Source organism: Mesorhizobium sp. P171375 (genome assembly GCF_057786075.1).
Window position 1 is genome coordinate 4,770,189 of record NZ_JBYNWF010000001.1, and the last position, 17,573, is coordinate 4,787,761.

Below are 17,573 nucleotides of genomic sequence, written 5' to 3' on the forward strand. Positions count from 1 at the left end.
TTTTTGTTGGACGACCCTCAAGATGGGAAGAGCGCCTCAGTAACGCAACACCTGGCGCAGTATCTGCCCGCCACGCTCGACGGTAAAGCGCCACCAGCGCGTATCCTGCTGGGTAAGCTGCGCAAGCGTCGCCGCCGTATCGACCGTCGTGCCGTTCACTTCGCGCACGATGTCGCCCGGCAGGAAGCCGAAATCGGCCGCGGGCGAATCGCGGTTGATATCGACCACAGTGACACCCTTCATATCCGTGCGCAGCCCAAGTCTCTGGGCCAGCCGGGGCGATAGTTCCGCGACCTTGGCGCCGGAGAAAGGGCTGCGGCCATGCAGCGTCACTTCGGACGCCTTGGCGCCCTCGGGCGCACGCTCCAGCGCAATGTCCATCGTCGCCTGCTGGCCTTTGCTCAATACGGCGAAGCTGGCCTTGGTGCCGATCGACAGCGTCGCCATGCGGTAATCCAGCGCCTCGATGCCTTCAACGGTCGTACCGTTGAGCTGCAGCACGACGTCGCCAGGCTTCAGCCCTGCCTTGGCCGCCGGCCCGGCCTCTTCCACCGACGACACCAGCGCCCCGGTCGGCTTCTCCATGCCGAGCGATTCGGCGATCTGCGGTGTGACCGCCTCGAACTCGGCGCCGATATAGGGCCGCTCGAAGAAATCGAGCCCGGCCTTGGCCGCGTCGGCGAAAGCGCGCACCATGTTGGCGGGGATGGCAAAGCCAATGCCGATCGAGCCGCCGCTGCGGCTGTAAATCGCAGTGTTTATGCCGACCAGCTGACCGCCCATGTTGATCAGCGCGCCGCCGGAATTGCCGGGATTGATGGCAGCGTCGGTCTGGATGAAATAGCCAGAATCCGAAACGCCGATATGGCTGCGGGCAAGTGCCGAAACGATGCCGCTGGTGGTGGTCTGACCGACGCCGAACGGATTGCCGATCGCCAGCACCAGGTCGCCGACCTCGAGCGCGTCGGAATCGCCGATGGCAATCACCGGAAACGGCTTGTCGGCGGTGATCTTGAGCACGGCAAGGTCGAGCGTCTCGTCCTTGAGCATGACCTTCGAGGTGAATTCGCGCCCGTCGGCGGTCGCGACCTTGACCTCGTCGGCGTCCTTGATGACGTGGAAATTGGTGACGACCACGCCACTCGGGTCGACCAGCACGCCCGAGCCGAGCGAAGATTGCGCTCGCGGCTGCGCGCGACCGAAGAATTCCTCGAAGAAAGGATCGCCGTCGAACGGTGAGACCACCTTGGCCGTCTGCGAGGCATAAACATTGACCACCGCCGGCGCCGTCTGCTTGACCAGTGGCGCAAACGAAAGCTGCACCTCTTCGCGGCCGAACGGCACGCGCTTGTCAGGACCGGAGGTGCCGTTCTCGCCCTCGACGCCATGCAACAGATCGGTCAGCACATCGGAGAGCCCCGGATCGGCTGGCTTGGCGGCGTCCTCGGCCAGCGCCTGCCTCACGGCCGGTGCCACGGTAAAGGCGGCCAGCGCGCAAAGGGCAACAAGAAACAGCCGTTTGAAGTGCATTCCGAATCCTCCAGATCGGGCGTCATTGTCCCGACGATTGTGCAGAATGAAAGGCTAAGGCACCGAAATACGGCGATTGTCGTGCAAAAGCACTTGCCTGGACGGTAAAAAACGCTTGGCCAAGCATGACCTCGCGACAAAATAAAAGGGCCCGAAGGCCCCTTGAAGTCATTCCTGAAATACCGAGCCTTATGCGGCCGCGGCTTCCTCGTTGACACCTTCGGCCTCGAGGCGGGCGCGGTCGCCGGCGCCCTTGGCGTCGGGGTCGCGGTCGACGAACTCGATGACCGCCATGGCGGCATTGTCGCCGTGGCGGAAGCCCGCCTTCATGATGCGCAGATAGCCGCCATTGCGGTTGGCATAGCGCGGCGCAATCGTGTCGAACAGACGCTTTACGACGCCTTCATTGCCGATCTGGGCAATGACCTGGCGGCGCGCATGCAGGTCGCCGCGCTTGCCAAGCGTCACCAGCTTCTCGACGATCGGACGCAGATCCTTCGCCTTCGGCAGTGTGGTGACGATCTGCTCATGTTCGAGCAGCGACACGGCGAGGTTGGCGAACATCGACTTGCGATGGCTAATGCTTCGGGCGAAGCGGCGGCCTTTGAAACCGTGGCGCATGGCTCTTTTCCTTCTTCAGTTGTTCAAGAGGCCATGGCCCCTGATGGTTTTCCGCATGACCGTCGGATCGGGCGGCCCACGCCGCCGATCCTTGGAATTCATGCTCAATATTGATCTTCGTAACGCTTGGCGAGGTCTTCGATGTTTTCCGGCGGCCAGTCCGGCACTTCCATGCCGAGGTGCAGGCCCATCGCCGCGAGAACTTCCTTGATCTCGTTCAGCGACTTGCGGCCGAAGTTCGGGGTGCGCAGCATCTCGGCTTCGGTCTTCTGGATGAGATCGCCGATATAGACGATGTTGTCGTTCTTCAGGCAGTTGGCCGAACGCACCGAAAGCTCGAGTTCGTCGACCTTCTTGAGCAGCGCCGGGTTGAAGGCGAGCTCGGTGACGGCTTCGGTGGCGACTTCCTTCTGCGGCTCGTCGAAGTTGACGAACAGGCCAAGCTGGTCCTGCAGGATGCGGGCAGCGAATGCCACCGCGTCCTCGCCCGAGATCGAACCGTCGGTCTCGATGGTCATGGTCAGCTTGTCATAGTCGAGAACCTGGCCTTCGCGGGTGTTTTCGACCTTGTAGGAGACCTTCTTGACCGGCGAATACAGGCTGTCGACCGGGATAAGGCCGATCGGCGCGTCTTCGGCGCGGTTGCGGTCGGCCGGCACGTAACCCTTGCCGGTGTCGACGGTGAATTCCATGCGGATTTCAGCGCCCTCGTCCAGCGTGCAGATGACGTGGTCGGGGTTGAGGATCTCGACGTCGCCAACCGTCTGGATATCGCCAGCCAGAACCGCACCCGGGCCCTGCTTGCGAACGACCATGCGCTTGGGACCATCGCCTTCCATGCGGATGGCGATTTCCTTGATGTTGAGCACGATGTCGGTCACGTCTTCACGCACGCCGGCAATCGACGAGAATTCATGCAGAACGCCGTCGATCTGCACGGCGGTGACAGCCGCACCGCGCAGCGAAGACAGAAGCACGCGGCGCAGCGCGTTGCCGAGCGTCAGGCCAAAGCCACGCTCGAGCGGCTCGGCGACCAGCGTGGTCAGCGTCTTCTTCTTCGACGAGAACTCGATCTTGTTCGGCTTGATCAGTTCCTGCCAATTTTTCTGGATCATGATGCTTTCCTTCCGTTGACCCGCCACCATCCAATCGTGGCGGGCGACCTGGAGTGCCGTGGAGGAGCGCCTTGGGGCGCTCGCGCGGCGTTCGGTAATGTCTTAGACGCGGCGCTTCTTGCGCGGACGGCAGCCATTGTGCGGGATCGGCGTCACATCACGGATCGAGGTGATGGTGAAGCCGGCCGCCTGCAGGGCGCGAAGCGCCGATTCACGACCGGAGCCGGGTCCGCAGACCTCGACTTCGAGCATGCGCATGCCGTGTTCCTGGGCCTTCTTGGCGACGTCTTCGGCAGCCATCTGGGCGGCGAACGGGGTCGACTTGCGCGAACCCTTGAAGCCCTGGGCACCGGCCGACGACCAGGCAATCGAATTGCCCTGCGCGTCGGTGATGGTGATCATCGTGTTGTTAAAGGTCGAATTGACGTGGGCAACGCCCGACGAGATGTTCTTGCGTTCGCGACGGCGAACACGAGCGGCTTCCTTGGCCATGATAGTCCTTTCAGTTGATCTCTACACCGCCGTAATGCCAGCGGCTCCACCTAGGAGAAAGGCAGTAGGGGAATATGGCAGTAGGGCAGTATGTCTGCCGGTCCTATTGCCTTACTGCCCTACTCCCTTACTGCCCTAAATTACTTCTTCTTGCCGGCGATCGACTTGGCCGGGCCCTTGCGGGTGCGTGCATTGGTGTGCGTGCGCTGGCCGCGAACCGGCAGCGAGCGGCGGTGACGCAGGCCGCGGTAGCAGCCGAGGTCCATCAGACGCTTGATGTTCATCGACACTTCGCGGCGGAGGTCGCCTTCGACCTGGTAGTCGCGGTCGATGGTCTCGCGGATCTGCAGCACTTCCGCGTCGGTCAGCTGGTTGACGCGGCGTTCGGCCGGGATGCCGACCTTGTCGACGATCTCCTGGGCGAACTTCTTGCCGATGCCGTGAATGTACTGAAGCGCAATGACGACGCGCTTGTTGGTCGGAATGTTGACGCCGGCTATACGAGCCATATTCTTCTCTTCTCCATGTGGGCCGGCCAACCTTCAAAAGGCGGGCCGAGCGCTGTTCAAATTACCCCGCGTCCGGTGGAGGCCGGCCCTTGCGGGAGTTTCCCAGTTTCAATGCGGCTGCCTTGCCCTTGCGGACAAGCAAGCCTCATGCCTGATAGGAAGACGGGCCGCCATAACCCAGCGAACCGTTCCAGTCAAGCGCAATCTTTACTTTGCCGTAACGGTCTCCCGCGTCACCGCGGCGAGCAGAGCTTCGATCTCTCCCGTCACAGTGTCGATGCCGGCCATGCCGTCGACGCTCTTCAGCGTGCGTTTGGCATAGTAATAGCCGATCAGCGGGGCGGTCTTCTTGTAATATTCCCGCAGGCGCTCTTCGAACACCACCGGATTGTCGTCCTTGCGCACCGGCTGGCCGGCGGCCTTGGCGTCTTCGGCCCGCTTGACGATGCGGCCGACCAGCGCCTTGTCGTCGACGACGAACTCAATCACCGCGTCCAGTGCGATGCCACGCTCGGCAAGCATCGATTCAACCGCATCGGCCTGTACCAGCGTGCGCGGGTAGCCGTCGAGGATGAAACCGTTGGCGCAATCGCGCTGATCGATGCGCTCGGCCACGATGGCGTTGACGATGGCGTCGGAAACCAGCTCGCCGGCATCCATCACCGCCTTGGCGCGCTTGCCGACTTCGGTGCCGGCCTGCACGGCAGCCCGCAGCATGTCACCCGTCGACAGCTGCGGTATGCCGTATTTGTCTACCAGTCTTTGTGCTTGCGTCCCCTTGCCCGCCCCTGGCGGCCCAAGCAATATCAATCTCATCTGGCCTTCTTCCCCCCGCGCAACTTCGACTTCTTGATCAGGCCCTCATACTGGTGCGCGATCAGGTGACCCTGAATCTGCGCCACCGTATCGAGGGTTACACTGACCACGATCAGAAGCGATGTGCCACCGAGGTAGAAAGGTACGCCAGTTGCCGAAATCAGGAATTCGGGCAGCAGGCACACCAGCACCAGATAGATGGCGCCGACGACGGTGATGCGCGTCAGGACATAGTCGATGTAATCGGCGGTGCGCTCACCCGGACGGTAGCCCGGGATGAAGCCGGAATGCTTCTTGAGCTGGTCGGCGGTATCCTTCGGGTTGAACACGATGGCCGTGTAGAAGAAGGCGAAGAACACGATCATGCCTGCATAGAACAGCATGTAGAGCGGCTGCCCATGGCCGAGCGAGGCGAGCACGGTGCTTGCCCAGGCCGGCAGGTTCGTCGTCTGCGAGAAGCCGGCGACCGTTGCCGGCAACAGCAGCAGCGACGACGCGAAGATCGGCGGAATGACGCCCGACGTGTTGAGCTTCAGCGGCAGATGCGAGGTGTCGCCCTGGAACATGCGGTTGCCGACCTGGCGCTTCGGATACTGGATCAGCAGGCGGCGCTGCGCGCGCTCGAAGAACACGATGAGCGCGATGACGATGATCGCCAGCACGATGATCGCCAGGATCAACCCGGTCGACAAGGCGCCGGTGCGGCCGAGTTCCAGCGTGCCGGAGATGGCGCGTGGCAGGCCGGCGACGATGCCCGAGAAGATGATCAGCGAAATGCCGTTGCCGATGCCACGTGCGGTGATCTGCTCGCCCAGCCACATCAGGAACATGGTGCCGCCAACCAGCGTGACGACGGTCGAGATGCGGAAGAACATGCCGGGATCGTTGACGATGCCGTTGCCGCCTTCCAGGCCAACCGAAATGCCATAGGCCTGCACCAGCGCCAAAAGCACCGTGCCGTAGCGCGTGTACTGGTTGATGACCTTGCGGCCCTGCTCGCCTTCCTTCTTCAGCGCTTCCAGCGACGGAATGACCGAGGTCATCAGCTGCATGATGATGGAGGCCGAGATGTAAGGCATGATGCCAAGCGCGAAGATCGCCATGCGCTGCACGGCGCCGCCGGCAAACATGTTGAACATGCCGAGCACACCCTTGGCCTGCGAGGAGAAGGCCTGGGCGAACGCGTCCGGGTTGATGCCGGGCAGCGGGATATAGGTACCGAGACGATAGACGAGCAGCGCGCCGACGGTGAACCAGATTCGCTTCTTCAGGTCCTCCGCCTTGGCGAAGGCCGCAAAATTCAGATTCGAGGCTAGTTGTTCAGCAGCCGAAGCCATGCCTGATTCTCCGCTTGGTCACGCTCGATGCCCGCAGCTCAGGCGGCGCGTTTCACCGAAGCTCACGAGATAAGCTCCGGGCTCTCAACATGCAAGCGGCCGCGTTGACGCGGCCGCTCAATTGATCGGATCAAAGCGCAATCGTGGGCAAAAACGGAGGCCGTCCCTGCCAAGCGCGCTTCAAATTGCCGTTACTCGGCAGCAGCCTGCTCCGGCAGCTTGACCGAACCACCGGCCTTTTCGATCTTCTCGATCGCAGCCTTTGAGGCGCCGGCGACGTCGAAGGCAAGCTTTGCCTTGAGCTCGCCATCCGAAAGGATGCGCACGCCGTCCTTGACGCGGCGGATGACGCCGGCGGCAACGAGTGCCTCGGCCGTCACGGTCGCCTTGGCGTCGAGCTTCTTGGCGTCGAGCGCGGTCTGGATACGGGCCAGCGACACGACGACAAAGCTCTTGGCGAAGATGTTGTTGAAGCCACGCTTCGGCAGGCGCCGGTAGAGCGGCATCTGGCCACCCTCGAAGCCGTTGATGGCGACGCCGGAACGCGCCTTCTGGCCTTTGACGCCGCGACCGCCGGTCTTGCCCGAGCCCGAGCCGATGCCACGGCCGAGACGCTTCTTGGAGTGCGTCGCGCCGTCCTTGTCACGCAGATCGTTGAGTTTCATCTGGGTTCTCCTGCGCTTTTGCTCAGCCCTCGTCCACGACGCGGACGAGATGCTGGACGGCAGCGATCATGCCGCGCACCGACGGAGTGTCCTCCAGCGTGCGCTGCTTGTGCATCTTGTTGAGGCCGAGGCCGACCAGCGTTGCGCGCTGTTCCTTCGGGCGGCGGATCGGCGAACCGATCTGCTCAACGGTGATGGTCTTGGTTGCTTTCTTGGCCATGGTCAAAATCCCTGGTCAGATCGACTATTCTTCAGCCGCAACGGCGGTGCCGCGGCGGGCCTGAAGGGTCGAATACTTGATGCCGCGCGCAGCAGCCACATCCTTGGGATGCATCTGGCTCTTCAGCGCGTCGAACGTGGCGCGAACCATGTTGTAGGGGTTCGACGAACCCATCGACTTGGCAACCACGTCATGCATGCCGAGCGTCTCGAAGACAGCGCGCATCGGGCCGCCGGCGATGATGCCGGTACCCTGCTTGGCAGCGCGCAGCAGCACGCGGCCAGCGCCCCAACGTCCCTCGACGTCGTGGTGAAGCGTGCGGCCCGAGCGAAGCGGCACGAAGATCATGTCGCGCTTGGCCGATTCGGTTGCCTTGCGGATGGCTTCCGGCACTTCGCGCGCCTTGCCGTGACCGAAGCCAACGCGGCCCTTCTGGTCGCCGACGACGACGAGTGCTGCAAAACCGAAGCGACGGCCGCCCTTGACGACCTTGGCGACGCGGTTGATGTGGACGAGCTTGTCCACCATGCCGTCATCGCGCTCTTCACGATCGCGGCCGCGGCCGCCATCCCTACGTTCCTGTGCCATATCCTGTTCCTTGTTTTTTTCCGGAAGCACGGTTGCTGATAAGATCCGGTGCCTCTGTGGGTCACCGGGGGCGAAAATTGTTTAGAAGCTCAGGCCACCTTCACGGGCAGCCTCGGCCAGCGCCTTGACGCGGCCGTGATAGATGTAGGCGCCGCGGTCGAAGACGACTTCCTTGACGCCAGCCTTGGCGGCGCGCTCGGCGATCAGCTTGCCGATCGCGGCCGCAGCCGCGGTGTCGGCGCCGGTCTTGAGCGAACCCTTGAGGTCCTTCTCGAGCGTCGAAGCAGCGACAATGGTATGGCCCTTGGCGTCGTCGATAACCTGCACGTAGATGTTCTTCGACGTGCGGTGGACCGACAGACGCGGACGCTCGCCGGCGACCTTCTTGATCTGGCGGCGAACGCGCTGCGCACGGCGCTGCGTGGATTCCTTGGTACCCATGATGGTCTTCCTTGCCTTCAAAAAACGGGGGCCGCCTTGTGCGGTAGGCGAAAGCGCCTCCCGCGACCGCTCCCCGCGGCGTTAAACTTACTTCTTCTTGCCTTCCTTGCGGACGATCTTCTCGCCGGCATAGCGGACACCCTTGCCCTTGTAGGGCTCGGGACCGCGATACTCGCGGATCTCGGCGGCAACCTGGCCGACCTGCTGCTTGTCGATGCCGGTCACGGTGATTTCCGTCGGCTTCGGCACAGTGATCGTGATGCCGGCCGGCGTCTCGTAGACGACGTCATGGCTGAAGCCAAGAGCCAGCTGCAGGTTCTTGCCCTGAAGGGCGGCGCGATAGCCGACGCCGGTGATCTCGAGCTTCTTCTCGAAACCGTCCTTGACGCCCTGCAGGATGTTGACGATCTGCGTGCGCGACATGCCCCACTTGGAGCGGGCGGTCTTGGTCTGGTCGCGCGGCTGGACAGCGATCTCGCTGCCTTCCATCTTGACCAGCACTTCGTCGTTCACCACGAACTTCAGCTCGCCCTTGGGGCCCTTCGCCGTCACGGTCTGGCCGTTGACGGTCGCGGTCACGCCCTGCGGCAGCGAAACGGGTTTCTTTCCAATACGAGACATTTTGTTGTCCTCGTCACTTCTCTTGTTTCAGGTCTCTGTCTTCGGAACGATCCGAAGACCGGATTCCACTTTGCGGTCAGCTGCCAGATCAGAAGATCTGGCAGAGGATCTCGCCGCCGACATTCTGTTCGCGTGCTTCGTGATCGGCCATCACGCCCTTCGGCGTCGAAAGGATGGCGATGCCGAGGCCGTTGGCGACGTGCGGGATCGACTTGGCCGAGACGTAAACGCGGCGGCCAGGCTTCGAGACGCGGGCGATTTCACGCACGACCGGAGCACCGTCGAAATACTTCAGCTCGATTTCGATCTCGGACTTGCCGTTGTCGAAGTCGGTCTGGCTGTAGTCGCGGATATAGCCTTCAGCCTTCAGCACGTCGAGGACGCGGGTACGCAGGCGCGAAGCCGGCGTCGAGACGCTCGACTTCTTGCGGCCGTACGCGTTGCGGATGCGGGTCAGCATATCGCCGAGAGGATCGCTCAATGACATGTTATGTCCTTCCTTACCAGCTCGACTTGACCAGGCCCGGGATCTGGCCGTTATTGCCGAGATCACGAAGCGCGATGCGCGATACTTTGAGCTTGCGATAATAGGCGCGCGGACGGCCGGTAACTTCACAGCGGTTGCGGATGCGGATTTTGGCCGAGTTGCGCGGCAGGGCAGCAAGCTTCAGCTGAGCGCGGAAGCGCTCCTCCATCGGCTTGGACTGGTCCATGATGATCGCCTTCAGCGCAGCGCGCTTGGGACCGTACTGGTCGGCAAGCTTGCGGCGCCTGTTGTTCTTCTCGACTGAGCTGGTCTTTGCCATTTCAGATTTTTCCTTTTCTCGCTGCCGTTACTGGCGGAAGGGGAAGTTGAAGGCCTTGAGCAATGCCCTGGCTTCGTCGTCCGTCTTCGCAGTCGTACAAACGATGACGTCCATGCCCCAGATCTGATCAACCTTGTCGTAGTTGATCTCCGGGAACACGATGTGTTCCTTGATGCCCATGGCGTAGTTGCCACGGCCATCGAAGCTCTTCGGATTCAGTCCGCGAAAGTCGCGAACGCGCGGCAGTGCGATGTTCACGAGGCGGTCGAGGAACTCGTACATGCGTTCCTTGCGCAGCGTGACCTTGGCGCCGATCGGCATCTTCTCGCGGACCTTGAAGCCGGCGATGGAGTTGCGAGCGCGGGTGACGACGGCCTTCTGGCCGGCGATCATCGCCAGGTCTTCGGCCGCGATCGAAGGCTTCTTCGAATCCGCGGTCGCTTCGCCGACGCCCATGTTCAGCACGATCTTGTCGATGCGCGGAACCTGCATCTCGTTGTCGTAGCCGAACTGCTCCTGCAGCGCCTTGCGAATGGTCTCGTTGTAGACCTGCTTAAGACGCGGCGTGTTCTGGGCCTTGGACTGTTTGTTTTCAGCCTTGGGCTTCGTGGTTTGAGCCTTAGCCATTGATGACTTCTCCCGAGCGCTTGGCGACGCGCACCTTCTTGCCGTCCTTCTGGAAGATGAAGCCGACGCGGGTCGGCTTGCCATCCTTGGGGTCGGCCAGCGCGATGTTCGACAGCTGGATCGGCGCTTCCTTGGTGATGATCCCGCCCTCTTGGGACTGGGACTGCTTCTGGTGACGGCGGATCATGTTGACGCCGCGCACCAGCGCGGTGTCTTCCTTCGGCTGAACCGAGAGGACTTCGCCCGAACGGCCCTTGTCCTTGCCGGCCAGCACGACGACCTTGTCGCCTTTTCTAATCTTTTGCATTGGTCCGGCTCCTTACAGCACTTCAGGCGCGAGCGAGATGATCTTCATGTGGTTCTTGGCGCGAAGTTCGCGCGGAACCGGTCCGAAGATACGCGTGCCGATCGGCTCTTTCTTGTTGTCGACGAGAACGGCCGCGTTCTTGTCGAAACGGATCACGCTGCCGTCCGGGCGGCGGATGTCCTTGGCCGTGCGAACCACGACCGCCTTCATCACATCGCCCTTCTTAACGCGGCCGCGCGGAATGGCTTCCTTGATCGACACCACGATGATGTCGCCCACGGAAGCGTATTTCCGCTTCGAGCCGCCCAGCACCTTGATGCACATGACACGACGCGCGCCGGAATTATCCGCGACGTCGAGGTTTGTTTGCATCTGAATCATGACTGGCCGCCTTCTTCTTTTCTAACGGGACGGGCTCAAAGCCCCTCCCCGGTCTGTCCAAAATTCGTTGTTTACGCCTGATCCGAAGATACGACGATCCAGCGCTTGTCCTTGGAAATCGGCTTCGATTCCTGGATGAACACCTGATCGCCGACCTTGTGGGCGTTGTTCTCGTCGTGCGCCTTGTACTTCTTGGTCATGCGCACGGTCTTCTTCATCACGGGATGCGTGAAGCGCCGTTCGACCTTGACGACAACCGTCTTCTCGTTCTTGTCGCTGACGACGGTGCCCTGCAGAATGCGCTTTGGCATGGTTTTCGTCCTTAAGCCTTCTTGGCCGCGGACTTTTCCGCAGCGATGGTCTTGATACGCGCAATGTCCTTGCGGACCTGCCTCACGCGCGCGGTCTTCTCGAGCTGGCCGGTGGCCTTCTGGAAGCGCAGGTTGAACTGCTCCTTCTTCAGGCTGGCCAGATCGTCGGTCAGCTGGTCCTGGGTCTTGGTCCGGATGTCTTCGGCTTTCATGATCAGCCCGTCCTTATTCTGCGATGCGCTGTACGAAGCGCGTCCTGACCGAGAGCTTGGCCGCGCCGAGACGCAGCGCCTCACGGGCGGTTTCTTCGTTGACGCCGTCGATCTCGAACATGATGCGGCCCGGCTTGACGCGCGCCGCCCAGTAATCGACAGCGCCCTTGCCCTTGCCCATGCGCACTTCGGTCGGCTTCGACGTCACCGGCACGTCTGGGAAAATACGGATCCACACGCGGCCGGCACGCTTCATCTCACGAGTGATCGCGCGGCGGGCCGCCTCGATCTCACGCGCGGTGACGCGGTTCGGCTCAAGCGCCTTCAGCCCGAAACCACCGAAATCCAGGTTGGTGCCGCCCTTTGCGGTACCATGGATACGGCCCTTGAACTGCTTGCGGAACTTTGTGCGCTTTGGCTGCAGCATCGTTCTAACTCCAAATTCCTAAATAATCAGGCGTTTTCGCGACGACGACCGCGTTCGCGATCACCACCACCGCCATGCGCAGCATCACCCTCGGTCGCGCGACGCTCCGAAGCCATCGGATCGTGCTCGAGGATTTCGCCCTTGAACACCCAGACCTTGACGCCGCAGATGCCATAAGCCGTGTTCGCTTCGGCCGTGCCGTAATCGACATCGGCACGCAGCGTGTGCAGCGGCACGCGGCCTTCGCGGTACCATTCCATGCGCGCGATCTCGGCGCCGCCGAGACGGCCGGCGCAGTTGATGCGGATGCCTTCGGCACCAAGCCGCATCGCCGACTGAACGGCGCGCTTCATGGCGCGGCGGAACGCGATACGACGCTCGAGCTGCTGGGCGATCGACTGGGCGACCAGCGTCGCGTCGATTTCCGGCTTGCGCACTTCAACGATGTTGAGGTGCGTTTCGGACTTCGTCATCTCCATCAGCTTCTTGCGAAGCTTCTCGATGTCGGCGCCCTTCTTGCCGATGATCAGACCCGGGCGCGCCGCATGGATGGTGACGCGGCACTTCTTGTGCGGACGCTCGATCACGACCTTGGAGATCGCGGCCTGCTTGAGTTCCTTCTCAAGATACTTGCGGATCTTGATGTCCTCATGCAGCAGCTTGCCGTACTCGCCGGTGTTCGCGAACCAGCGCGAATCCCAGGTGCGGTTGATGCCGAGGCGCAGACCGATCGGATTGACTTTCTGGCCCATTATGCGGCCTCCCCTTTTTCTTCGACTTCACGAACGACGATCGTGAGGTGCGAGAACGGCTTCTCGATACGGCTGGCGCGACCGCGACCACGAGCGTGGAAACGCTTCATGACGATCGACTTGCCGACATAGGCTTCCGCCACGATCAGCGCATCGACATCGAGGTCGTGGTTGTTTTCCGCGTTGGCGATCGCCGATTCCAGCGTCTTCTTGACCGTGCCGGAAATCCGCTTGGCCGAGAATTCGAGATCGGAAAGCGCTGTCGCGACCTTCTTGCCGCGGATCAGCGCGGCAACCAGGTTCAGCTTCTGCGGGCTGATACGGATCGTGCGCAGAACGGCGCGCGCTTCGTTGTCAGCAAGCCTGCGCGGAGCTTTGGCCTTGCCCATGATTATTTCCTCTTCGCCTTCTTATCCGCGCCGTGACCGTAATAGGTCCGGGTCGGAGCGAATTCACCGAACTTGTGACCGACCATGTCCTCGTTCACCGAGACGGGAACATGCTTCTGGCCGTTGTAGACACCGAAGGTGAAGCCGACGAACTGCGGCAGGATGGTGGAGCGACGGCTCCACATCTTGATCACCTCATTGCGACCACCTTCACGAACCTTGTCCACCTTCTTGAGAAGGTAGCCGTCGATGAAGGGGCCTTTCCAAATAGAACGAGTCACTTGGCGTTACCTCTTCTTAGCTCTTGCGCTGATGGCGCGAGCGCAGGATGAACTTGTCGGTCGCCTTGTTGGACCGCGTCTTCTTGCCCTTGGTCGGCTTGCCCCACGGGCTGACCGGATGACGGCCACCGGAGGTGCGGCCTTCACCACCGCCATGCGGATGGTCGACTGGGTTCATGGTCACGCCGCGATTGTGCGGGCGCTTGCCGCGCCAGACCGTGCGGCCGGCCTTGCCGTCGTTAATGTTGCCGTGGTCGGGGTTCGACACGGCGCCGACGGTGGCCATGCAGGAGCCGTGAACGACACGCTGCTCGCCCGAGTTGAGGCGCAGGATCGCCATGCCCTGGTCGCGACCGACCAGCTGGCCGTAGCCGCCGGCCGAACGAGCAACCTGGGCGCCTTTGCCTGGCTTCAGCTCGATGTTGTGGACGATCGTGCCGACCGGCATCGAGGCCAGCGGCATCGCATTGCCCGGCTTCACGTCGACGGATTCACCGGCCACGATCTTGTCGCCGGCGGCAAGGCGCTGCGGGGCGATGATGTAGGACAGCTCGCCATCGTCGTACTTGATCAGCGCGATGAAGGCGGTGCGGTTCGGATCGTATTCAATGCGCTCGACCGTGCCGACGACGTCGAACTTGCGGCGCTTGAAGTCGATGATGCGGTAGGAACGCTTGTGACCGCCGCCGATGAAGCGGGCCGTGATGCGGCCGTGATTGTTGCGGCCGCCCGACTTGGTCAGACCTTCGGTCAGGCCCTTGACGGGCTTGCCCTTGTAGAGGCCCGAGCGGTCGACGATGACCAGCTGGCGGGTGCTCGGCGTTACCGGGTTGAATTTTTTAAGTGCCATTGTCCTGTCCTCGCGGCCTAGCTCAGAGACCCGTCGCGACGTCGATCGACTGGCCGTCGGCCAGCGTCACTACCGCCTTCTTGACGTCGCTCTGGCGGCCGATCGTGCCGCGGAAGCGCTTGATCTTGCCCTTGCGGACAAGCGTGTTCACGGCCGTAACCTTGACGCCAAACAGCGCTTCGACAGCGGCCTTGATTTCCGGCTTCGACGCCTTCTTGGCGACGTTGAAGACGACTTGGTTGTTCTCGGAAGCCATGGTCGACTTTTCGGTGATCGCCGGCGAGACGATCACGTCGTAATGACGAAGGTCGGTCATTTAAAGCGCTCCTCGAGAGCCTCGACGGCGGCCTTCGAAAGGACCAGCGTGCCGCGGCGAAGAATGTCGTAGACGTTGATGCCCTGGATGGGCAGCACGTCGATGTTCGGGATGTTGGTCGCTGCCAGCTTGAAGTTCTGGTCAAGCTCGGCACCGCCGATCACCAAAGCGTTGGTCAGGCCCAGCGTCGCGAAATTCGCGATCAGCGCCTTCGTCTTGGCCTCGGTCAGCTTCAGCTCGTCGATGATGATGATCGACGCGCTCTTGGCCTTGGCCGAGAGAGCATGGCGCAAGCCCAGGGCGCGAACCTTCTTCGGCAGATCGTGCTCGTGGCTGCGAACGACCGGGCCGTGGGCCTTGCCGCCGCCGCGGAACTGCGGAGCGCGTGCCGAATGGTGGCGGGCGCGGCCCGTACCCTTCTGCTTGTACATCTTGGCGCCGGTGCGCGCGATTTCGGCGCGGCCCTTGGCCTTGTGCGTGCCCTGTTGGCGCTTGGCCAGCTGCCAGCGCACGACGCGCTGCAGGATGTCCTCGCGCGGATCAAGGCCGAAAATCTCCTCGGAGAGTTTCACCTTGCCGGCGTCCTTGCCGCCAAGCGTTGTGATCTTGAGATCCATTATTCTGCTCCCTCTGCGGCCGGAGCCTCGTTCTTCGCGCCACTCTCGGCAGCAACGGCGCGGATCGCGGCAGGCTTCGGCGCATTGGCCGGCAGCGCCACCTTGGCCGCATCGCGGACCAGGATCCAGGCGCCCTTCGATCCGGGAACCGCACCGCGGATCAGGATCAGGCCGCGATCGGCGTCGGTCGAAACGATCTCGACATTCTGTGTGGTGACGCGGGTGTCGCCCATGTGGCCAGCCATATGCTTGCCCTTGAACACCTTGCCCGGGTCCTGACGCTGGCCGGTCGAACCGTGCGTACGGTGCGAAACCGAGTTACCGTGCGTCGCGCGGCCACCACCCATGTGGTGGCGCTTGATGACGCCCTGGAAACCCTTGCCGATCGTCGTGCCCGTCACATCGACCTTCTGGCCGGCGACGAAGTGCTCGACAGTGATCTCGGCGCCGACATCGATCATGTTGTCGGCGGAGACGCGGAACTCGGCGACCTTCGCCTTCGGCTCGACGGAAGCGGTCGCGAAATGGCCGCGCATCGCCTTCGACGTGTTCTTCACCTTGGCAAGGCCAACGCCGAGCTGGACGGCCGTATAGCCGTTCTTCTCCTGCGTGCGCTGAGCCACGACCTGGCAGTTCTCCATCTGGAGAACGGTGACGGGAACATGTTCCCCGGCATCATTATAGATGCGGGTCATTCCCACCTTCTTTGCAATCACACCTGAACGCATCGGTTCAATTCCTTTAGAGTTCCGGGCCAGGGGCACCGCCCCTTACCGCGCTCTCATTCCCTTAGAGCTTGATCTCGACGTCGACACCGGCGGCCAGATCGAGCTTCATCAAAGCATCGACCGTCTGCGGGGTCGGATCGACGATGTCGAGCAGACGCTTGTGCGTGCGCATCTCGAACTGCTCGCGGCTCTTCTTGTCGACGTGAGGCGACCGGTTGACCGTGAACTTTTCGATCCGCGTCGGCAGCGGAATGGGGCCGCGGACGTTTGCTCCGGTGCGCTTGGCCGTCGACACGATTTCTTTCGTCGAGGCGTCGAGCACCCGGTGATCAAACGCCTTCAGGCGGATGCGGATATTCTGTCCGTTCATGCGTCACTTCCTTGTTCTGGCGCGGCGCGGGCAACTCCGCGCCCGCGACAGATCGGTTTAAGTCTAATTATTCTTTGATGGTGACGACGATGCCGGCACCGACGGTGCGGCCGCCTTCACGGATGGCGAAGCGCAGCTTCTCTTCCATGGCGATCGGCACGATCAGCTCGACATCGACCGTGATGTTGTCGCCGGGCATCACCATTTCCGTGCCTTCCGGCAGCGACACGATGCCGGTCACGTCGGTCGTGCGGAAGTAGAACTGCGGACGGTAGTTGGTGAAGAACGGCGTGTGACGGCCACCTTCGTCCTTGGTCAGGATGTAGGCTTCGGCCACGAACTTCTTGTGCGGCTTCACCGTACCGGGCTTGGCCAGAACCTGGCCGCGCTCGACACCCTCACGGTCAACGCCGCGCAGCAGCGCGCCGATGTTGTCGCCAGCCTGGCCCTGGTCGAGCAGCTTGCGGAACATTTCAACGCCCGTGCAGGTCGTCTTGGTCGTCGGACGGATGCCGATGATTTCCAGTTCCTCGCCGACCTTGACCACGCCACGCTCGACGCGGCCGGTCACGACCGTGCCACGACCCGAGATCGAGAACACGTCTTCGATCGGCATCAGGAACGGCTTGTCCAGCGGACGAACCGGCGTCGGGATGTAGGCGTCGACCTGAGCCATCAGCTCGCGGATCGCGTCTTCGCCGATGGTCTTGTTCGAATCTTCCAGAGCAGCCAGAGCCGAGCCCTTGACGATCGGAATGTCGTCGCCGGGGAACTCGTTCTTCGACAGAAGCTCGCGAACCTCAAGCTCGACCAGTTCGAGCAGTTCCGCGTCGTCGACCTGGTCGACCTTGTTCAGGAACACAACGATCGACGGCACGCCGACCTGACGGGCAAGCAGGATGTGCTCGCGGGTCTGCGGCATCGGACCGTCGGCAGCCGAAACCACCAGGATCGCGCCGTCCATCTGCGCGGCACCGGTGATCATGTTCTTCACATAGTCGGCGTGTCCGGGGCAGTCGACGTGGGCGTAGTGGCGGTTGGCCGTCTCGTATTCGACGTGAGCCGTCGAAATGGTGATGCCACGGGCCTTCTCTTCGGGCGCCGCATCGATCTGGTCGTAGCGCTTGTATTCGCCAAAATACTTCGTGATCGCCGCCGTCAGCGACGTCTTGCCATGGTCAACGTGACCAATCGTGCCGATGTTCACATGAGGCTTAGTGCGCTCGAATTTACCTTTTGCCATG

General features: G+C 62.2%; 29 protein-coding genes. All 29 read right to left on the minus strand.

The genetic code is table 11. The features are described 5' to 3' along the window. Positions 1-36: 36 nt before the first annotated feature. Complete coding sequence (locus tag ACYHH6_RS23150) at positions 37-1,530, minus strand: DegQ family serine endoprotease (RefSeq protein ID WP_352585987.1); 1,494 nt, start codon at positions 1,528-1,530, stop codon at positions 37-39. Positions 1,531-1,719: 189 nt separating this feature from the next. Then, entirely contained in the window at positions 1,720-2,151 is a 432-nt protein-coding gene (rplQ, locus tag ACYHH6_RS23155; protein WP_352585986.1) for a 50S ribosomal protein L17, read from the minus strand. Between the two features lie 104 nt (positions 2,152-2,255). Further along, a complete protein-coding gene (locus ACYHH6_RS23160; protein ID WP_023682599.1) occupies positions 2,256-3,266 on the minus strand; it encodes a DNA-directed RNA polymerase subunit alpha in 1,011 nt (336 codons plus the stop codon). 102 nt (positions 3,267-3,368) lie between these two features. Beyond that, positions 3,369-3,758 (minus strand): 30S ribosomal protein S11, encoded by a 390-nt coding sequence (gene rpsK, locus ACYHH6_RS23165; RefSeq protein ID WP_006205444.1) that lies wholly within the window; start codon positions 3,756-3,758, stop codon positions 3,369-3,371. Positions 3,759-3,898: 140 nt separating this feature from the next. Then, positions 3,899-4,267 (minus strand): 30S ribosomal protein S13, encoded by a 369-nt coding sequence (gene rpsM, locus ACYHH6_RS23170; protein ID WP_006205445.1) that lies wholly within the window; start codon positions 4,265-4,267, stop codon positions 3,899-3,901. Between the two features lie 207 nt (positions 4,268-4,474). Further along, entirely contained in the window at positions 4,475-5,083 is a 609-nt protein-coding gene (locus ACYHH6_RS23175; protein ID WP_352585985.1) for an adenylate kinase, read from the minus strand. Next, positions 5,080-6,420 carry a preprotein translocase subunit SecY gene (secY, locus tag ACYHH6_RS23180; protein ID WP_192254278.1) on the minus strand — a complete coding sequence of 447 codons (1,341 nt, stop codon included), beginning with the start codon at positions 6,418-6,420 and terminating at the stop codon, positions 5,080-5,082. Before secY ends, ACYHH6_RS23175 begins: the two co-directional genes overlap by 4 nt. 191 nt (positions 6,421-6,611) lie before the next feature. Next, on the minus strand, positions 6,612-7,085 hold the full coding sequence (gene rplO, locus ACYHH6_RS23185) for a 50S ribosomal protein L15 (RefSeq protein ID WP_112395071.1): 474 nt from the start codon (positions 7,083-7,085) through the stop codon (positions 6,612-6,614). Between the two features lie 22 nt (positions 7,086-7,107). Then, positions 7,108-7,305 carry a 50S ribosomal protein L30 gene (rpmD, locus tag ACYHH6_RS23190; protein ID WP_006205449.1) on the minus strand — a complete coding sequence of 66 codons (198 nt, stop codon included), beginning with the start codon at positions 7,303-7,305 and terminating at the stop codon, positions 7,108-7,110. Positions 7,306-7,329: 24 nt separating this feature from the next. Next, positions 7,330-7,893 (minus strand): 30S ribosomal protein S5, encoded by a 564-nt coding sequence (rpsE, locus tag ACYHH6_RS23195; RefSeq protein ID WP_006333394.1) that lies wholly within the window; start codon positions 7,891-7,893, stop codon positions 7,330-7,332. Between the two features lie 81 nt (positions 7,894-7,974). Beyond that, the gene (gene rplR / locus ACYHH6_RS23200; protein WP_112562358.1) at positions 7,975-8,334 is read right to left on the minus strand and encodes a 50S ribosomal protein L18; all 360 of its coding nucleotides are present in this window, start codon (positions 8,332-8,334) and stop codon (positions 7,975-7,977) included. Between the two features lie 87 nt (positions 8,335-8,421). Next, complete coding sequence (gene rplF, locus ACYHH6_RS23205; RefSeq protein ID WP_023682603.1) at positions 8,422-8,955, minus strand: 50S ribosomal protein L6; 534 nt, start codon at positions 8,953-8,955, stop codon at positions 8,422-8,424. An 88-nt stretch (positions 8,956-9,043) separates the two neighbouring features. Further along, positions 9,044-9,442, minus strand: a complete 399-nt coding sequence (gene rpsH / locus ACYHH6_RS23210) for a 30S ribosomal protein S8 (RefSeq protein ID WP_006205453.1) — start codon at positions 9,440-9,442, stop codon at positions 9,044-9,046. Positions 9,443-9,455: 13 nt separating this feature from the next. Further along, complete coding sequence (gene rpsN, locus ACYHH6_RS23215; protein WP_010909282.1) at positions 9,456-9,761, minus strand: 30S ribosomal protein S14; 306 nt, start codon at positions 9,759-9,761, stop codon at positions 9,456-9,458. A gap of 27 nt (positions 9,762-9,788) precedes the next feature. Then, positions 9,789-10,388, minus strand: coding sequence for a 50S ribosomal protein L5 (gene rplE, locus ACYHH6_RS23220; RefSeq protein ID WP_352585984.1), 600 nt, complete (start codon positions 10,386-10,388; stop codon positions 9,789-9,791). Beyond that, positions 10,381-10,695, minus strand: coding sequence for a 50S ribosomal protein L24 (gene rplX / locus ACYHH6_RS23225; RefSeq protein ID WP_013531428.1), 315 nt, complete (start codon positions 10,693-10,695; stop codon positions 10,381-10,383). The genes rplE and rplX overlap by 8 nt, the downstream gene beginning before the upstream one ends. 12 nt (positions 10,696-10,707) lie before the next feature. Further along, positions 10,708-11,076: a 50S ribosomal protein L14 gene (rplN, locus tag ACYHH6_RS23230; RefSeq protein WP_006205457.1), complete on the minus strand. Its 369-nt coding sequence runs from the start codon at positions 11,074-11,076 to the stop codon at positions 10,708-10,710. Positions 11,077-11,147: 71 nt separating this feature from the next. After that, positions 11,148-11,387: a 30S ribosomal protein S17 gene (gene rpsQ, locus ACYHH6_RS23235; RefSeq protein WP_010909280.1), complete on the minus strand. Its 240-nt coding sequence runs from the start codon at positions 11,385-11,387 to the stop codon at positions 11,148-11,150. A gap of 11 nt (positions 11,388-11,398) precedes the next feature. Continuing rightward, on the minus strand, positions 11,399-11,599 hold the full coding sequence (gene rpmC, locus ACYHH6_RS23240; protein ID WP_006205459.1) for a 50S ribosomal protein L29: 201 nt from the start codon (positions 11,597-11,599) through the stop codon (positions 11,399-11,401). Between the two features lie 13 nt (positions 11,600-11,612). Next, on the minus strand, positions 11,613-12,026 hold the full coding sequence (rplP, locus tag ACYHH6_RS23245; protein ID WP_006205460.1) for a 50S ribosomal protein L16: 414 nt from the start codon (positions 12,024-12,026) through the stop codon (positions 11,613-11,615). Positions 12,027-12,052: 26 nt separating this feature from the next. Continuing rightward, on the minus strand, positions 12,053-12,778 hold the full coding sequence (gene rpsC, locus ACYHH6_RS23250) for a 30S ribosomal protein S3 (RefSeq protein WP_013895697.1): 726 nt from the start codon (positions 12,776-12,778) through the stop codon (positions 12,053-12,055). After that, entirely contained in the window at positions 12,778-13,167 is a 390-nt protein-coding gene (gene rplV, locus ACYHH6_RS23255) for a 50S ribosomal protein L22 (RefSeq protein WP_006205462.1), read from the minus strand. Before rplV ends, rpsC begins: the two co-directional genes overlap by 1 nt. Before the next feature lie 2 nt (positions 13,168-13,169). Next, a complete protein-coding gene (gene rpsS, locus ACYHH6_RS23260; RefSeq protein WP_006205463.1) occupies positions 13,170-13,448 on the minus strand; it encodes a 30S ribosomal protein S19 in 279 nt (92 codons plus the stop codon). Positions 13,449-13,464: 16 nt separating this feature from the next. Beyond that, positions 13,465-14,298, minus strand: coding sequence for a 50S ribosomal protein L2 (gene rplB / locus ACYHH6_RS23265; RefSeq protein ID WP_023706515.1), 834 nt, complete (start codon positions 14,296-14,298; stop codon positions 13,465-13,467). A 22-nt stretch (positions 14,299-14,320) separates the two neighbouring features. Next, entirely contained in the window at positions 14,321-14,614 is a 294-nt protein-coding gene (locus tag ACYHH6_RS23270; protein WP_027170367.1) for a 50S ribosomal protein L23, read from the minus strand. Continuing rightward, entirely contained in the window at positions 14,611-15,231 is a 621-nt protein-coding gene (gene rplD, locus ACYHH6_RS23275) for a 50S ribosomal protein L4 (RefSeq protein ID WP_023672750.1), read from the minus strand. Before rplD ends, ACYHH6_RS23270 begins: the two co-directional genes overlap by 4 nt. After that, a complete protein-coding gene (gene rplC, locus ACYHH6_RS23280; protein ID WP_023682606.1) occupies positions 15,231-15,959 on the minus strand; it encodes a 50S ribosomal protein L3 in 729 nt (242 codons plus the stop codon). The genes rplD and rplC overlap by 1 nt, the downstream gene beginning before the upstream one ends. A gap of 61 nt (positions 15,960-16,020) precedes the next feature. Further along, positions 16,021-16,329, minus strand: coding sequence for a 30S ribosomal protein S10 (gene rpsJ, locus ACYHH6_RS23285; protein WP_010909272.1), 309 nt, complete (start codon positions 16,327-16,329; stop codon positions 16,021-16,023). A gap of 67 nt (positions 16,330-16,396) precedes the next feature. Next, on the minus strand, positions 16,397-17,572 hold the full coding sequence (gene tuf, locus ACYHH6_RS23290) for an elongation factor Tu (protein ID WP_013895701.1): 1,176 nt from the start codon (positions 17,570-17,572) through the stop codon (positions 16,397-16,399). Between the last annotated feature and the right edge of the window lies 1 nt (position 17,573).

Bases quoted from the DNA above. Each gene is read 5' to 3' on its own strand.
- rplP (WP_006205460.1), bottom strand. From the start codon at position 12,026: ATGCTGCAGCCAAAGCGCACAAAGTTCCGCAAGCAGTTCAAGGGCCGT.
- rplV (WP_006205462.1), bottom strand. From the start codon at position 13,167: ATGGGCAAGGCCAAAGCTCCGCGCAGGCTTGCTGACAACGAAGCGCGC.
- rpsC (WP_013895697.1), bottom strand. From the start codon at position 12,778: ATGGGCCAGAAAGTCAATCCGATCGGTCTGCGCCTCGGCATCAACCGC.
- rpsH (WP_006205453.1), bottom strand. From the start codon at position 9,442: ATGTCATTGAGCGATCCTCTCGGCGATATGCTGACCCGCATCCGCAAC.
- rplD (WP_023672750.1), bottom strand. From the start codon at position 15,231: ATGGATCTCAAGATCACAACGCTTGGCGGCAAGGACGCCGGCAAGGTG.
- rplQ (WP_352585986.1), bottom strand. From the start codon at position 2,151: ATGCGCCACGGTTTCAAAGGCCGCCGCTTCGCCCGAAGCATTAGCCAT.
- rplB (WP_023706515.1), bottom strand. From the start codon at position 14,298: ATGGCACTTAAAAAATTCAACCCGGTAACGCCGAGCACCCGCCAGCTG.
- tuf (WP_013895701.1), bottom strand. From the start codon at position 17,572: ATGGCAAAAGGTAAATTCGAGCGCACTAAGCCTCATGTGAACATCGGC.
- rpsE (WP_006333394.1), bottom strand. From the start codon at position 7,893: ATGGCACAGGAACGTAGGGATGGCGGCCGCGGCCGCGATCGTGAAGAG.
- ACYHH6_RS23270 (WP_027170367.1), bottom strand. From the start codon at position 14,614: ATGACCGACCTTCGTCATTACGACGTGATCGTCTCGCCGGCGATCACC.
- rplE (WP_352585984.1), bottom strand. From the start codon at position 10,388: ATGGCTAAGGCTCAAACCACGAAGCCCAAGGCTGAAAACAAACAGTCC.
- rpmC (WP_006205459.1), bottom strand. From the start codon at position 11,599: ATGAAAGCCGAAGACATCCGGACCAAGACCCAGGACCAGCTGACCGAC.
- rplC (WP_023682606.1), bottom strand. From the start codon at position 15,959: ATGCGTTCAGGTGTGATTGCAAAGAAGGTGGGAATGACCCGCATCTAT.
- rpsM (WP_006205445.1), bottom strand. From the start codon at position 4,267: ATGGCTCGTATAGCCGGCGTCAACATTCCGACCAACAAGCGCGTCGTC.
- rplN (WP_006205457.1), bottom strand. From the start codon at position 11,076: ATGATTCAGATGCAAACAAACCTCGACGTCGCGGATAATTCCGGCGCG.
- ACYHH6_RS23175 (WP_352585985.1), bottom strand. From the start codon at position 5,083: ATGAGATTGATATTGCTTGGGCCGCCAGGGGCGGGCAAGGGGACGCAA.
- ACYHH6_RS23150 (WP_352585987.1), bottom strand. From the start codon at position 1,530: ATGCACTTCAAACGGCTGTTTCTTGTTGCCCTTTGCGCGCTGGCCGCC.
- rpsJ (WP_010909272.1), bottom strand. From the start codon at position 16,329: ATGAACGGACAGAATATCCGCATCCGCCTGAAGGCGTTTGATCACCGG.
- rplX (WP_013531428.1), bottom strand. From the start codon at position 10,695: ATGCAAAAGATTAGAAAAGGCGACAAGGTCGTCGTGCTGGCCGGCAAG.
- rpsQ (WP_010909280.1), bottom strand. From the start codon at position 11,387: ATGCCAAAGCGCATTCTGCAGGGCACCGTCGTCAGCGACAAGAACGAG.
- secY (WP_192254278.1), bottom strand. From the start codon at position 6,420: ATGGCTTCGGCTGCTGAACAACTAGCCTCGAATCTGAATTTTGCGGCC.
- rplR (WP_112562358.1), bottom strand. From the start codon at position 8,334: ATGGGTACCAAGGAATCCACGCAGCGCCGTGCGCAGCGCGTTCGCCGC.
- rpsN (WP_010909282.1), bottom strand. From the start codon at position 9,761: ATGGCAAAGACCAGCTCAGTCGAGAAGAACAACAGGCGCCGCAAGCTT.
- ACYHH6_RS23160 (WP_023682599.1), bottom strand. From the start codon at position 3,266: ATGATCCAGAAAAATTGGCAGGAACTGATCAAGCCGAACAAGATCGAG.
- rplO (WP_112395071.1), bottom strand. From the start codon at position 7,085: ATGAAACTCAACGATCTGCGTGACAAGGACGGCGCGACGCACTCCAAG.
- rpsK (WP_006205444.1), bottom strand. From the start codon at position 3,758: ATGGCCAAGGAAGCCGCTCGTGTTCGCCGTCGCGAACGCAAGAACATC.
- rpmD (WP_006205449.1), bottom strand. From the start codon at position 7,305: ATGGCCAAGAAAGCAACCAAGACCATCACCGTTGAGCAGATCGGTTCG.
- rplF (WP_023682603.1), bottom strand. From the start codon at position 8,955: ATGTCTCGTATTGGAAAGAAACCCGTTTCGCTGCCGCAGGGCGTGACC.